Below are 13,565 nucleotides of genomic sequence, written 5' to 3'. Positions count from 1 at the left end.
GTGATGAACCGGGCCCCGGCCCCGTACGGTCGCGGGACTCTAGCGGCCGAAGAACAACCGGTCGAAGTCCAGGCGGACGACCGACCAGTCCCAGGTGGTCAGCGCGTGCTCGGTGACCAGCTTTCCGGCGTTGCGCCAGCTCTCGTCGGATGCCGTGAGGGCAAGCACACGCTCGACCGCCTCCTCGGGGGTACCCACGACCCACTCGGCCGGATAGAGCGTCCCGGCACCGTGCTTGCCGCCGGCGAAGAACGGCCAGTCGCGGACCACCGGTACGGCACCACTGGCCGCCCCCTCCATGAGCCCCACGTGGCAGCCCTCGCGCACCGAGGTGCTGAGGATGACGCCGACATCCTCCAACTCCCCGGCGACGTCGTCGGTCGCGCCGATCCGTACGACCACTCCGTTCTCCACCAGCGGCTTGAGAGCCTTCTCCAGCTTCCGTGAGTACGCCTTGGCCGCGTTGCTCGGCTTGCTCATCTCCCCACCGATCAGGATCAGCCGGTAGCGCTCGTCGTGCTCACGCAGTTGCTTGAGGACGTCCAGGGCCCAGAGCGGGTCCTTCGCGACCTGGCCGATGCCGACCAGCCCCAGGTTGAACCGGGTGGACGGGTCCTTCATACGTCGGAAGTTGGCCAGGTCCATGCCATTGTCGATCACATGGGTGCGGGGCGCCCGTTCACCGCCGAGCCCCGGAATGGCGGCCTTCGCCAGATCCCGCACGTGGTCGGCGACGAACACCAGGTCATCCACGCGCGAGAAGTCCATCATGTGGGGCCACCGCGAGAACGCCTCGTAGCTGTGCAGCCGGACGATGATCCTCGTGTCGCCCGGATCGATCGCGGTGAAGAGAGCCGCGGGAGCCACACACCAGTCCACGAACACGGTGTCGGCCCAGTCCAGATAAGGCCTCAGGTGTTGCTCGGCAGTGTGCGCGAACAGCGGGTCGCCGCCGAGCCGGTGCTCGATGTGGCGTTGGGGAGCGCCGTTGAGCCGGTTCATGCCCGGGTGCTTGGCCATGTCGAGGAATCTCAGCTCGACGTCCGGGTTGGCTCCGTAATGCGACCGGATGAGGTGCAGGAAGTTCGCGTTGGCGGTGGTGGCCACGAGCAGCCGCAGCGGCCGGTTCTTCGGCGGGGCCGCAGCCGGGGTCAGCCTGCCCTTCGCCTCGACCGCGGTGCGGGCCGCCGACGACTTCCTGAACGGGGCGGTGAACCCGGCCGGGTCCGCGGCCAGCGGGCTGGAGACCTGGTCGATGTGGACGACACGGTGAAAGGCCAGCTTCATGGCTTCCAGGACAGACCTGGACGCTCCGGCCAGGTCGCCGGCCGCCTGACGCACGTCGGCCAGATCCAGGTGGGCCCCGACCGCCTCGGCGAGGTTGCCGGGAGTCCGGCCGCTCCGAATGCCCTTCCACGCCAAGTCGTTCAGCAGGCGGGCTCTTCTGGCCGGGTCGGAGAGCTTCCCGGCGGCCGCGCGGGCGGTGACCAGTGCTCCGGCCTGACGCCCGGCCAGCCACATGCCTTCGATGACCTGCTCGGCCGCCGCCAGGCGCAGGCTGTCGGGGACCCCCGGCGCGGAGACGGCGGCACGCCAGGCACGGGCGCCGACCCGGCTGCGCAGAGTGAGCGGCCCGGTGGCGTTGCGCAGCAGATCGGCGGGCAGGCCGCGCAGTCGGCGCCGCAGCCCGTCGGTGGCCACGGCGACCGGGCTCGGCGCGTGCTCGGGCAGCACCGCGCCGGCCTGCTCCCGCCGCCGTTCCACGGCCCGCAGGCCGGCGGCGATCCCGAAGCACACCTCCGGGGTCCGCCGGGACTGGGCGACACGCCAGGCGCTGTAGACCGCTCGGTTGTCGAGCGCGACAACCACCTCGGCGGTGCGCAGGGCCGCACGTGCGGGCCGGTCGTGCTCAAGGTGGAACCAGAGCCGCTCGGCGGCGGACATCGCCTCCGTCCTGCGCAGCACGTGCTTGCCGGCCGACCCGCGGGCGGGCACCTTGTGCAGAGTGGTCCAGCCCAGGTCGGCCTCCATGTCGGCGGCTTTGAAGCTACCGACCAGATGCACCCGCGCACCCAGCTGCCGGTATGTCTCCAGGGCCGCCGCGATCACGGCCGGACGGGGTGTCGAGCCCGCGATCATTACTACGACGGTCATGCGCCGGGACCTCCGGAAAGTGCGGGCTGCCGGCCGAGTACAAGAGCGCTCAGACGCTGCACGGCGGTCGCCATCAGGGAATCACGGGCGTAAGCGGTCCCGTGGTCGCGGGCGGCCGCGCGCTGTTCGGGCGAGGCTTCCACCGCCATGCGGGCAGCCTCGCAGAACGCTTCGGCCAGTTGTTCCTCGTCCAGACCGCGGGGACCGGTCCACAGCGGGTGGCCGTCCAGCAGTCGCGAGGCATCGTGGTCGGCCGCGTGCATGGAAACGACCGGCAGCCCGGTGGCCATGTATTCGTATACCTTGCCGGAAGTCATGTACGGGCCGCCGATGATGATGAGCACCAGCGCGTCCCACGCGGCATAGACCCCGGCGACCTCCGCCTTCGGCACCGGACCGCCCACGACCACGCCGTCGTCGGCCGCGCAGCGCAGCACCTCGACGTGCTTGTTGGCCTCGCGGCTGGCTCCGGCACCGATGTGTCCGCGCACCTCGAACCGGGCATCGGCGAGGAGCGGTTCCCGGCTACGCGCGGTCCTCCAAGCGGCGAGCACCGATTCCAGCAGCTGCACGGAGAAGCTGACCGTGCCCAGGTGGCCGAAGACCAGACCGCTCGCGTCGTCCGCGCGGTCCGGCGGCCCGGGGACGCTGTCCCGGTCGTAGCCGTTGCGCACCACATGGACACGATCGGCGTGCTCGGGGTAGCGGGCACGGTAGAAGTCGGCGATCTGGTCGTTGACCACCCAGAGCGACAGCGCGTGCTCCAGCAGGCTCAGCTCCCAGCGTCCGGCCTCGGAGTCCTTGGGAAACGCCTCCACGCCGTCGATGACATCCAGGGACCAGCCATCGCGGAAGTCCACGGCGTACGGGACCCGGTGCTCGTCCCAGAGCCTGCGGACCGCGGCAAGCTGAACGTACGGCACACAACTGGCCAGGACGAGATCGGCCGGCCGCTCGCGGTGCAGGTCGAGCGCGGCCTGCTCCAGGGCTCCGCGCCAGTCACCGAAGACCGGTTCGGGGAAGCTCTTGAGTACCTCGGCGCGGTAACCCTGGAGCCACTTGCCCGGGTCCAGGGCACGCTCCTCGGAGAACAGCCGGATGTCCGTCTCCAGGTCGACACGCGACAGCGGCAGCTCCACCACCTTGATCCGCTCGTCCACGGACTCCGAGAGTGTGTGGTCCACACCGAAGTCACGGAGCCAGGACTCCTCCGCGATCGTGACCACGGTGACGTCCCACCCCGCGGCGGCGAACTGGTTGGCGGTCTCCCTCATCCGGAATGCGGAACTCTTCGCGGCCGGGGGAAACCCGATGGCGAAATACAGCAGATGCGGACGGGGTCCGCTTCGCTCGTCCTTGCCTGGCACTTCTGTCATTCCTGTTCTGCTGAGTATCGGGGACGTTCTCCGTGGCGCTTCGTGACCGGGTCGGCCGGGCGGCGATGCGTCACGTAGGGGCAGGCCTGCGATGCCGGAGGCCAGCAGCCCGCCCAGGCAGACTCGATCACGGCGCGTACGACGTGCCGGGCCGACCGGTCCAGTTCTTTGCCGATGCCGCCCGCGGACCCGACCATCCTGGCCGAATCGCCGAGCCTGCGGGCCCCGGTGACCGGGAGGAGGCCAGTGACGTCCGGGATGATGTCGGTCATCTCGGCGACCGGGGCGCACTCGCCCCTGCCGATGTGTCAGTACCGGCTGCGCGGACGGGCCCCGGGTCACGCGGAGGGCGGCCTGGGCGGAGGCGATGTCCGCGACGTGGACGTCATCGCGGACACAGGTGCCGACCGGCGTCGGGCGGTCGTCGCCGAAGACACGGGGCGACGCACCGGTGGCGACCTGCTTCCTGCCCGCGATGTGCACGATGCGGGTCACCCCGTGGCCGCCAGGACCCGGTCGAACAGTTCCCGGTCCAGGACCGTGCCCACGACCACCGGTACTCCTTCCGGCAACCCCTCGGCCCGGCCGGTGCTGAGGTCGTCGAGGACGACGACGGGCTCCCGGCCCGCCATCTCCTCGACCGCATGGGAGCCGATGCAACCGGCCCCGCCCGTGATCAGCCAGGTCATCGTCAGCCGCCGATGACAACGCGGCGGACGCCTTCCCAGCGGGCCGGGTCCGTCGTGCGGCGGCCGTCGACCAGGACGCGGACGTCCGGGAGGTCGGCGGCGGCCAGCTCGCGGTACTCGGCGTGGTCGGCCTGGAGGATCGCGGCGGTGACGGTCTGGCCCTCGTGCGGGACGAGACCGTGCGCGGTCAGCTCCTCGGGCGTGTACATCGGATCCGAGACGAACGGCATCGCGCCGCGCGCCTTCAGGGCCTCGACGGTCGGGAAGACGCCGGAGAAGGCCGTCTCCTTCACGCCGCCGCGGTAGGCCGCGCCCAGCACCAGCACGCCCACCCCGTCCAGGTCGCCGTAAGCGGCGGCGAGCAGGTCGACCGCGTACTCGGGCATGGCCGCGTTGGCCTCGCGCGCCGAACGCACCACAGTCGCCGAGGGGTCGTTCCAGAGGTACATCCGAGGGTAGATCGGGATGCAGTGGCCGCCGACGGCGATGCCCGGCTGGTGGATGTGGCTGTACGGCTGGGAGTTGCACGCCTCGATGACCTTGAGGACATCGATGTTCTGCTGGTCGGCGAAACGGGCGAACTGGTTCGCCAGACCGATGTTGACGTCCCGGTAGGTCGTCTCGGCGAGCTTGGCCAGCTCGGAGGCCTCCGAAGTGCCCAGGTCCCAGACGCCGTTGGGGCGCGGCAGATCCGTACGCTCGTCGAAGTCCAGCACCGACTCGTAGAACGACACACCGTGCGCCGCCGAGGCCTCGTCGATCCCGCCGACCAGCTTCGGGTAGCGGCGCAGGTCCGCGAAGACCCGGCCGGTGAGTACCCGCTCCGGCGAGAACACCAGGTGGAAGTCCTCGCCGGCCTTGAGACCGGAGCCCTCTTCGAGCATCGGCGCCCAGCGGGAGCGGGTGGTGCCGACCGGCAGCGTGGTCTCGTAGCTGACGAGGGTGCCCGGCTTGAGACCGGCGGCGATCGCCCTGGTCGCGGAGTCCATCCAGCCGAAGTCCGGCGTGCCCTCGGCGTCCACGAAGAGCGGGACGACGACCACGACGGCTTCGGACTGCGCGACGGCGGTGGCGGTGTCCGTCGTCGCGGTCAGCAGCCCCGCCTCGACGGTCTCCTTGAGCTTGACGTCGAGGTCGTGCTCGCCCGGGAAGGGTTCGACACCGGCGTTGACCAGCTCGACGACCTTCTCGTTGACGTCGGCGCCCATCACCCGGTGGCCCTTGGCGGCGAACTGCACGGCGAGCGGCAGACCGATCTTGCCCAGGGCGACTACACAGATGTTCATGGTTACTTCCTCTTGGAGCGCTTGGCGCCGGTCAACAGGGATCGCAGCCGCGAGCCCAATGGCTTCTTGGGCGGATGGAGCGGGCCGGTCCTGATCACCATGCGCCCCTTGGTGTTGAGACGCGCCGCGGCCCGGTACGGGTCCGTCTCGCCGTGCCACCTGCGGGCCAGCGGCATGGGCCGGCCGTCGCCGCGTACCGGGATCTCGTACGTTCCACCGGCCACGTCCACGAAGACCCGCACGCCTCGCTTGGCCGTACGGGGTTCGAGCGGGATCCGGGCCCGCAGCACGGTGGCGTTGCCGTCGTCCGCGAGTTCCCGGGTGAACTCCCCCTGCGCCGGGGGCAGATCATGCCCTTCCGGCAGGCGGCGGGCGCGCGCCTTGTCGGCGCTCCTGGGCATGGCGCCCTCGACGAGACGGACGACCGCGGAGCCGGTGTCGCCGACGACGCCTATCCGTATCGTCAGGGCGAGCGACAGCTCCTCGCCGGTCTGTACCCACTCCGACTCGATCAACCGGGTCTTGTTGGCCAGGCGTCCGGGGACGATCTCCCCGACCAGTTCGAAGCAGCGGTCGGGGAGTTCCAGCCCCGCGTCGCGGAACCCGGGATAGCGGGCGAAGGCCCGGCCGTCCTCCAGGTGGAAGGGGGGCGCGCCGTACTCAGCCTCTTCGCTGATCGCGCGGCAGAGTTCGTCGACGGCGCCGCGCTGCGCGAGCCGGAGCCTCGCCCGCAGCTTGACCGGGAGCGAATCGCTGAGCGGGTCCGTCAGATAGGTGTCGGCGAGCCGGGTGATACCGGCGCAGATCTCACGCTTCGTCTCCTCGCCGAGGTCCACGAAGTCGCCCTGGATGAGCTTGGAGAGCTCCCAGGTGAAATGGCGCTTGAAGACGGCGTCCCGATTCGGCCCGGCCTCGATCAACCCGGCCGCGTGGTCCATGATCGCGGCCGTGCAGCGCAGCCGTGCCAGATGGTCGGCGCGGTAGGTGATGTTGCTGGCGTCCCCGCGCTTCACGGCGTAGTAGCAGGTGTAGTCGGCCACCACGGATATCTTGCGGGCGTGGACGCACGCCTCGATGGTGAAGGGCTGGTCGCTGCCGACCGGCACGTCCTCGGGGAAGCGCAGTTGGTGCTTCTCCACGAGGTCGCGGCGGAAGAGCTTGGTGTTGGCCAGCGCGAACGGCAACTCGGGCCCGTAGAGGCTGACATCGGGGTCATTGGCCTTGTAGAGCGACTGCCGCACGTACCGCCCGTTGGTGCCGACCATCTTGCCTATGACGACGTCGGAGTCATGGGTGTCGGCGCAGGACACCATCCGCTCCAGCGCCTCCTCGCCGAGGTAGTCGTCGGAGCCGATGAAGTAGACGTACCTGCCGGTGGCGAGCTCCAGTGCCCGGTTGCTCGGCATGGCAGGGCCACCGGAGTTGGCCTGGTGGACGACCTTGACCGTGTCCGGGTAGCGCTCGGCGAAGCGGTCGAGCTCGGCGGCGCTGTCGTCCGTCGAACCGTCGTCGACCGCGACGACCTCCAGCCGGTCCAGCCCGATGGTCTGCCCCACAAGGGAGTTCAGGCACTCCGTCAGGTAGGGCATGGTGTTGTACACGGCCACGACGACCGTGACGTCAGGAACAGCGAGGGCATCGGGTCTGCCGGTCACACGGTCACCTCGGTGGGTCTCTTTACGGATGTACGCGTACGTTCGGGAAGCGGCCTCGTGTCCACACTGTCGAGCGCCGTCACCTGGGTTTCCCGGATCCACTGGTCGAACGGTCCGGGCTTGTCGTCGACATCCCGGCACTTCGCCCGATCCGCCGGAGCCGTCCTGGCCGCGCGGACGTGGTCCGCGCCCGCGGTCCGGCTGCCGGACTGCAGCCTCGTGCTGTTCTCAGGTTCCATGGGTGGCCGGCTCCCCCACGCAGGTCGTGACAGTGCGTCCTGTCTTCGCCGATTCCAGAACCGCTGCGGCCACTTCCACGGTGCGCAGCCCTTCCCGCAGCGTGCATATGTCCTTCTTGCTGCCGCGCACCGCGTCCCGGAAGAGCTCGTGCTCGACCAGCAGCGGCTCGCGCTTCGGGATCGCGTACCGGATCATGTCGCCCTCGGAGACACCTCGGAAGGCCTGGAGCGCCTCCCACTCGGTGGCCACCGCGGCGTTCGAGTGGAAGGTGAGGTCGGCGGTGAGGGTGTCGGCGACGAAGGTGCCGCGTTCACCGGTGACCGAGGTGAACCGCTCCTTGAGCGGGCTCAGCCAGTTGACCAGGTGGTTGACCATGGTTCCGTCGGAGAGCTGACCCACGGCGGAGACCATGTCCTCGTGCGGTCGGCCGGACTTCGACACGGTGTGGGCCGAGATCGAGGTGTAGGTCTGCCCCGTCACCCAGCCCGTCAGGTCGATGTCATGCGTGGCGAGGTCCTTGACCACGCCGACATCGGCGATGCGGTGCGGGAACGGGCCCTGCCGGCGAGTGACCACCTGGAACACCTCTCCCAGCTCCCCCGCCTCCAGCCGGGAACGGAGCGACCGCAGAGCCGGGTTGCACCGCTCGATGTGACCGACACCCGCCACCAGACCGCGCGACTCGAAGGCATCGACCAGCCGCCGGGCGCCTTCCACGGTGTCGGCGACGGGCTTTTCGATCAGCGCGCAGACACCGGCCTCGGCGAGCTGGAGGCCGACTTCCTCGTGCAGCGCGGTGGGGCAGGCCACGACCGCGTAGTCGACACCGAGTGCGATCAGCTCGTCGACCGTGGACAGCACGCGGGCGCCCTGCGCCCAGCCGTTCTTGTCCCCCATCGGGTCGACGACGCCGACCAGTTGTACGTTCTCCAGGCCGACCAGCACACGGGCGTGGTGGCGGCCCATCGAGCCGAGGCCGATCAGTCCGGCTCTCAGTCCTGCGGTCACTGCATTTCTCCCAGCACGTTCACGGCGCCGACGATGCGGTCCAGGTCGTCCGGCGTCAGCGAAGGGTGCACGGGCAGCGAGACGACCTCGGCGGCGGCCCGCTCGGTCTCCGGCAGGTCCCAGATCCGGCCCGCCTTCTGGTCGGGCTCCCAGTACGGCTTGAGCCGGTGGATCGGAGTCGGGTAGTACACGGCGTTGCCGATGCCCGCCTCGCTCAGCCTGGCCATGGCGGCGTCACGGTCACCCTGCACCCGAATGGTGTACTGGTGGTAAACGTGGCGTGCACCCTTGGCGACGGGCGGGACGGTGACGCCGGGCGCGGTGATGTGCTCGTCGAGGTACGCGGCGTTGGCGCGGCGCTGCTCGGTCCAGCCGAGCACCTTCCCGAGCTGTACGCGCCCGACGGCGGCGGACACGTCCGTCATACGCATGTTGGCGCCGACGATCTCGTTGGCGTACCGCTGCTCCATGCCCTGGTTGCGCAGCAGCCTGAGGGTGCGCGCCACCTCGGCGTCGCCGGTGGTGACCATGCCGCCTTCGAGGGAGTGCATGTTCTTGGTGGGGTAGAAGCTGAACGTACCGCCGGAGCCGAAGGTGCCGACCGGAGTACCGTTCAGTGCCGCAGTGTGCGCCTGGCAGGCGTCCTCGACCACGGCGAGTTTGTGCTTGTCGGCGATGGGCATGAGCTTGTCCATCGCCGCCGGGTGGCCGTACAGGTGCACCGGCATGATCGCTGCGGTACGCGGCGTGATGGCGGCCTCGACCGCGGCCGGTTCCAGGCCGAAGCTGCCCGGCTCGATGTCCGCGAAGACCACGTCGGCACCCGCCAGGCGGACCGCGTTGGCGGAGGCCGCGAAGGAGAAGGAGGGCACGATGACCTCGTCGCCGGGGCCGATCCCGAGGGCGAGCAGCAGCAGGTGGAGTGCCGAGGTACCCGAGTTGACCGCGACGCAGTGGCGTCCGTCGACCAGCTCCGAGAAGCCTTCCTCGAAGGCCGCGACCTCCGGACCTTGCACGACGCGGCCGCTGCGCAGTACGCGTACCACGGCCTCGATTTCATCCTCACCGATCACCGGTCGGGCAGCGGGGATCGCTTCCCTGTGGTCGCTCGACATGGACATCCTCCTAGAACACCGCAAGAGCTGCCGGCGACGGCACCAAGGACATGCGAATGTCGGATGAGGCTCCGCACCCCCGGCACATGGCCGATTCCGTACCAAGATATTGCGTGCAGATAACCTCTATGCCCCGAGGCACCGGGGCATCAAGACCGGTCTGTCCTGCCTGAAGTGGGCCGACGCGTCGACCCACATGCTCGGGAATGTCCCACCCAGCGGCAGCCGCGTCACATTATCAGGCTTTTCACAGCAAGATTTCGTTGAGATCACGGCTGATGAGACGCGGCCCACACGCTTCGTACTCGTGTCCCGCACGCGAAAGAGGTGCGGCCCCCCGGAGGGAACCGCACCTCTCTCACCGCTCCGTGACTGTTTGTCAGCTCTCCGCGCCGGCCGGGACGGACGTCTGCGGCGACTGCTCCGCGGCGACCGTCTTCTTCGCCGCCGCCTTCTTGGCCGTCGTCTTCTTCGCGGCGGTCTTCTTGGCAGCCGTCTTCTTGGTGGCTGCCTTCTTGGCGGTGGCCTTCTTGGCGGTCTTGCGGGCCGTCTTCTTGGCCGGGGCCTCCGCTAGTTCGGTCTCGGCCGACTCAGCCGGCTCGGTGTCGGGCTTCGGCTCCGGGGAGCCGGTCACCACGACGACCTCTGCCGCGTCCGCGCCCGCGGGAGAGCCCGCGGGGGCGGTGACCTTGCGGGTCACCCGGCGGCGGGCACGCGGCGGAGCGGCTGCGGGGACCGCCTCTTCGAGTGCTGCCTCGGGCTGCGGAGCCTCGATGACGACCGGGGCCTCAATGACGACCGGGGCTTCGATGACGACCGGAGCCTCGGTGACCGGAGCCTCGGCAGCGGCCGGGGTCTCGACGGCCGGCGCTTCCTCGGTGGCCGGGGCCGGGGGGCCGGCCGGAGCCGTCGCCTTCCGGGTCGCCCGGCGGCGTGTACGGCCCTGGGGGGCCTCGGCGACGGGCTCCGGCTCCACGACCGGCTCGGGCTCCGCGACCACGACCGGCTCCGGGGCAGGGGCCGCCTCGGCCTTCGGGGCGCCGGCCGGAGCTGTGGCCTTACGGGTCGCGCGGCGCCGGCCGCGGCCGCGCGAGGCTGCCGCCTCGGCCTCGGCCGCGCTGCTGTACAGCTCCTCGTCCGGGACGAATTCCGGCTCGGGCAGCGCCACCGGGACGGCCACCTCGGCAGCCACCTCGGCCTCGGTCTCGACCTCGGTGACGTGCTCGTGCTCGGGTTCCTGGCCCGCGCCGACCCGGCCGCGCTTCTTGGCACGCTTGCCGCCGCCACCGACCGACGTCGGCTGCTCCATGTGCACGATCACGCCGCGCCCGTTGCAGTGGACGCAGGTCTCGGAGAAGGACTCCAGCAGACCCTGCCCCACCCGCTTACGGGTCATCTGGACCAGGCCCAGCGAGGTGACCTCGGCGACCTGGTGCTTCGTACGGTCACGGCCCAGGCACTCCAGCAGGCGCCGCAGCACGAGGTCCCGGTTGGACTCCAGCACCATGTCGATGAAGTCGACGACGACGATGCCACCGAGGTCGCGCAGCCGCAGCTGACGCACGATCTCCTCGGCCGCCTCCAGGTTGTTCTTGGTGACGGTCTCTTCGAGGTTGCCGCCCTGGCCGGTGAACTTGCCGGTGTTGACGTCGACGACGACCATCGCCTCTGTCTTGTCGATCACCAGCGAGCCACCGCTCGGCAGATAGACCTTCCGGTCCAGCGCCTTCATGAGCTGCTCGTCGATCCGGTACGTCGCGAAGATGTCGACCTCGGAGGTCCAGCGCGACAGGCGGCCCGTCAGGTCGGGCGCCACCTGGGAGACGTAGCCGTGGATGGTCTCCCACGCGTCGTCGCCGCTGACGATGACCTTGGAGAAATCCTCGTTGAAGATGTCGCGGACGACCCGGACGGTCATGTCCGGCTCGCCGTAGAGCAGCGTCGGCGCGTTGGAACTGCCGGTGCTCTTCGCCTTCTTCTGGATGTCCTCCCACTGCTGCTGCAGCCGCTCGACATCACGACTCAGCTCGTCCTCGCTGGCACCCTCGGCCGCGGTGCGGACGATGACGCCCGCGTCCTCGGGGACGATCTTCTTGAGGATGGTCTTCAGCCGGGCCCGCTCGGTGTCGGGCAGCTTGCGGCTGATGCCGGTCATCGAGCCCTCGGGCACATAGACCAGGTAGCGGCCGGGCAGCGAGACCTGGCTGGTGAGGCGGGCGCCCTTGTGGCCGATCGGGTCCTTGGTCACCTGGACGAGGACGGACTGGCCGGACTTGAGCGCGGTCTCGATACGGCGCGGCCCGTGGGCCATGCCGAGCGCCTCGAAGTTCACCTCACCGGCATACAGGACGGCATTGCGGCCCTTACCGATGTCGACGAAGGCGGCCTCCATGGACGGCAGTACGTTCTGCACCTTGCCCAGGTAGACGTTGCCGACGTAGCTGGTGGCCTGCTCCTTGTTGACGTAGTGCTCGACGAGCACGTTGTCCTCGAGGACGCCGATCTGGGTGCGCTCGCCGTTCTGACGGACGACCATGACCCGCTCGACGGCCTCGCGGCGCGCCAGGAACTCGGCCTCGGTGATGATCGGGACGCGGCGGCGGCCCTGCTCACGGCCCTCGCGGCGGCGCTGCTTCTTCGCCTCCATACGGGTCGAGCCCTTGATGGACTGGACCTCGTCGAAGCCGGTGCCGGGCTCCCGCTCTTCCTTCTTACGGGGCTCGCGGACCTTGACGACCGTACGCTCCGGGTCGTCGACGCCGTTGTCGGCCTCGGACGGGACGTCCCCACTGCGACGACGGCGACGACGACGGCGACGGCTGCTGCTGGATCCGGCGGCGGACGCCTCGTGCTCCTCGTCCTCCTCCTCTTCGGACTCCTGAGCGCGCTCCTGGTCACCCTCGGCGTGCTCGGCGGCGGCCTCGTCGCCGAACTGCTCCGCGGTCTCGTCGCCCTCGGCGCTCTCGCCACGACGGCGGCGACGGCCTCCACGACGACGACGGCGCGAGGGCCGGTCCTCGTACTCGTCCGTCTCCTCGCCCTCGTGCCCGGCTTCGCTCTCGCCCTCCGGCTCGTGCTCCTCCTCGACGTGCTCCTCCACCTCGGCGGCGGGTGCGGCGGCCTGCTCGGGTTCGGCGGCCTCACCGCGACGGCGGCGACGACGGCGCGAACCGGCCTGCGGCGCGGCCTCGGCGGCCGGTGCCTCGATGGTGGCGGCCGGCTCCTCGACCGTCTCCGGCTCTTCCTCGACCTCTTCGTGACGCGAAGCGGCAGCGGCGGCAGCCGCGGTCTCCGGGGTCTGGAACATCGGCTCGGCGAAGACCGGCGCCTGGAACACGGCCACGGCGGGGCGCGTCGCGCGACGGCTCTTGCGTACGGGCTCCTCCTCCTTGGCGGTGAACTCGGGCCGGCCGGCAGCCGCGGTGGCGCGGCGCCGGGTACGGCCGCGCGGTGCGGCCTCCTCGGCGGGCTCGGCGGCCGGCTCCTCGGCGGCGGCTTCGGGCAGGCTCTCGCCGATCTCCTCGGTGGCCTGCGGCGCACCGGCCGGAGCGGTCGCCTTGCGGACCGCACGACGACGCCCGCGCGGGGCCTCGACGGCTTCTTCCTCCGCCTCCGCGGGCTCGACGACCGCTTCGGCGGGCTGCGGTGCACCGGCCGGAGCCGATGCCCTGCGCCGGGTACGGCCGCGCGGCGCGGCGGCCACGGGCTCGGCGGCGGCTTCGGCCGGCTCGGGCTCGGCAGTCGTCACGGGCGTCGCTTCCTCGACGATCTCGACGGCCTCGGCGGCCTGCGGCGCACCGGCCGGAGCCGTCGCCTTACGAACGGCACGACGACGCGTACGCGCCGGCGGCGCCTCCTCGACCTCGGCTTCGGGCTCGACTGCGGCCTCGGGCTCGACAACGGCCTCGACGGCCTGCGGCGCACCCGCCGGAGCCGTCGCCTTACGAACGGCACGACGACGCGTACGCGCCGGCGGCGCCTCCGCAACCTCGGCCTCGACTTCGACGGGCTCGGTGATCTCGGCGCTCACAGCGGGCGCCAC

8 protein-coding genes and 1 pseudogene are annotated in these 13,565 nt (G+C 70.5%); all 9 read right to left on the bottom strand.

Annotated features, from left to right (window positions below; genetic code table 11):
• Positions 1 to 39: 39 nt before the first annotated feature.
• The 9 genes and pseudogenes from ACFU8Q_RS31345 to ACFU8Q_RS31305 all read right to left on the bottom strand — a co-directional run bounded on the left by ACFU8Q_RS31345 (position 40) and on the right by ACFU8Q_RS31305 (position 13,553).
• Positions 40 to 2,154, bottom strand: a complete 2,115-nt coding sequence (locus ACFU8Q_RS31345; protein WP_384460336.1) for a glycosyltransferase family 1 protein — start codon at positions 2,152 to 2,154, stop codon at positions 40 to 42.
• Positions 2,151 to 3,530 carry a glycosyltransferase gene (locus ACFU8Q_RS31340; protein WP_384460333.1) on the bottom strand — a complete coding sequence of 460 codons (1,380 nt, stop codon included), beginning with the start codon at positions 3,528 to 3,530 and terminating at the stop codon, positions 2,151 to 2,153. The genes ACFU8Q_RS31345 and ACFU8Q_RS31340 overlap by 4 nt, the downstream gene beginning before the upstream one ends.
• A 107-nt stretch (positions 3,531 to 3,637) precedes the next feature.
• Positions 3,638 to 4,219: pseudogene (locus tag ACFU8Q_RS31335) on the bottom strand (NAD-dependent epimerase/dehydratase family protein); the annotation flags it as partial.
• A gap of 2 nt (positions 4,220 to 4,221) precedes the next feature.
• Entirely contained in the window at positions 4,222 to 5,505 is a 1,284-nt protein-coding gene (locus ACFU8Q_RS31330) for a nucleotide sugar dehydrogenase (RefSeq protein WP_384460330.1), read from the bottom strand.
• 2 nt (positions 5,506 to 5,507) lie between these two features.
• The gene (locus ACFU8Q_RS31325; protein ID WP_384460327.1) at positions 5,508 to 7,160 is read right to left on the bottom strand and encodes a glycosyltransferase family 2 protein; all 1,653 of its coding nucleotides are present in this window, start codon (positions 7,158 to 7,160) and stop codon (positions 5,508 to 5,510) included.
• The gene (locus tag ACFU8Q_RS31320; protein WP_384460325.1) at positions 7,157 to 7,399 is read right to left on the bottom strand and encodes a hypothetical protein; all 243 of its coding nucleotides are present in this window, start codon (positions 7,397 to 7,399) and stop codon (positions 7,157 to 7,159) included. The genes ACFU8Q_RS31325 and ACFU8Q_RS31320 overlap by 4 nt, the downstream gene beginning before the upstream one ends.
• Positions 7,389 to 8,366: a Gfo/Idh/MocA family protein gene (locus ACFU8Q_RS31315; RefSeq protein WP_384460339.1), complete on the bottom strand. Its 978-nt coding sequence runs from the start codon at positions 8,364 to 8,366 to the stop codon at positions 7,389 to 7,391. Before ACFU8Q_RS31315 ends, ACFU8Q_RS31320 begins: the two co-directional genes overlap by 11 nt.
• 38 nt (positions 8,367 to 8,404) lie before the next feature.
• Positions 8,405 to 9,529: a DegT/DnrJ/EryC1/StrS family aminotransferase gene (locus tag ACFU8Q_RS31310; RefSeq protein ID WP_384460323.1), complete on the bottom strand. Its 1,125-nt coding sequence runs from the start codon at positions 9,527 to 9,529 to the stop codon at positions 8,405 to 8,407.
• Positions 9,530 to 9,902: 373 nt separating this feature from the next.
• Positions 9,903 to 13,553: an Rne/Rng family ribonuclease gene (locus ACFU8Q_RS31305; protein ID WP_384460320.1), complete on the bottom strand. Its 3,651-nt coding sequence runs from the start codon at positions 13,551 to 13,553 to the stop codon at positions 9,903 to 9,905.
• Positions 13,554 to 13,565 lie beyond the last annotated feature (12 nt).

Origin of the sequence: Streptomyces sp. NPDC057543 (assembly GCF_042801895.1) — a bacterium.
In the GTDB taxonomy this organism is placed as follows: domain Bacteria; phylum Actinomycetota; class Actinomycetes; order Streptomycetales; family Streptomycetaceae; genus Streptomyces.
This window is presented reverse-complemented; position numbering and strand designations above follow the sequence as displayed.

Excerpts from the sequence above, each read along its gene's own strand:
- ACFU8Q_RS31345 (WP_384460336.1), bottom strand. The coding sequence starts at position 2,154 with ATGACCGTCGTAGTAATGATCGCGGGCTCGACACCCCGTCCGGCCGTG.
- ACFU8Q_RS31340 (WP_384460333.1), bottom strand. The coding sequence starts at position 3,530 with ATGACAGAAGTGCCAGGCAAGGACGAGCGAAGCGGACCCCGTCCGCAT.
- ACFU8Q_RS31330 (WP_384460330.1), bottom strand. The coding sequence starts at position 5,505 with ATGAACATCTGTGTAGTCGCCCTGGGCAAGATCGGTCTGCCGCTCGCC.
- ACFU8Q_RS31320 (WP_384460325.1), bottom strand. The coding sequence starts at position 7,399 with ATGGAACCTGAGAACAGCACGAGGCTGCAGTCCGGCAGCCGGACCGCG.
- ACFU8Q_RS31315 (WP_384460339.1), bottom strand. The coding sequence starts at position 8,366 with ATGGGCCGCCACCACGCCCGTGTGCTGGTCGGCCTGGAGAACGTACAA.
- ACFU8Q_RS31310 (WP_384460323.1), bottom strand. The coding sequence starts at position 9,529 with ATGTCCATGTCGAGCGACCACAGGGAAGCGATCCCCGCTGCCCGACCG.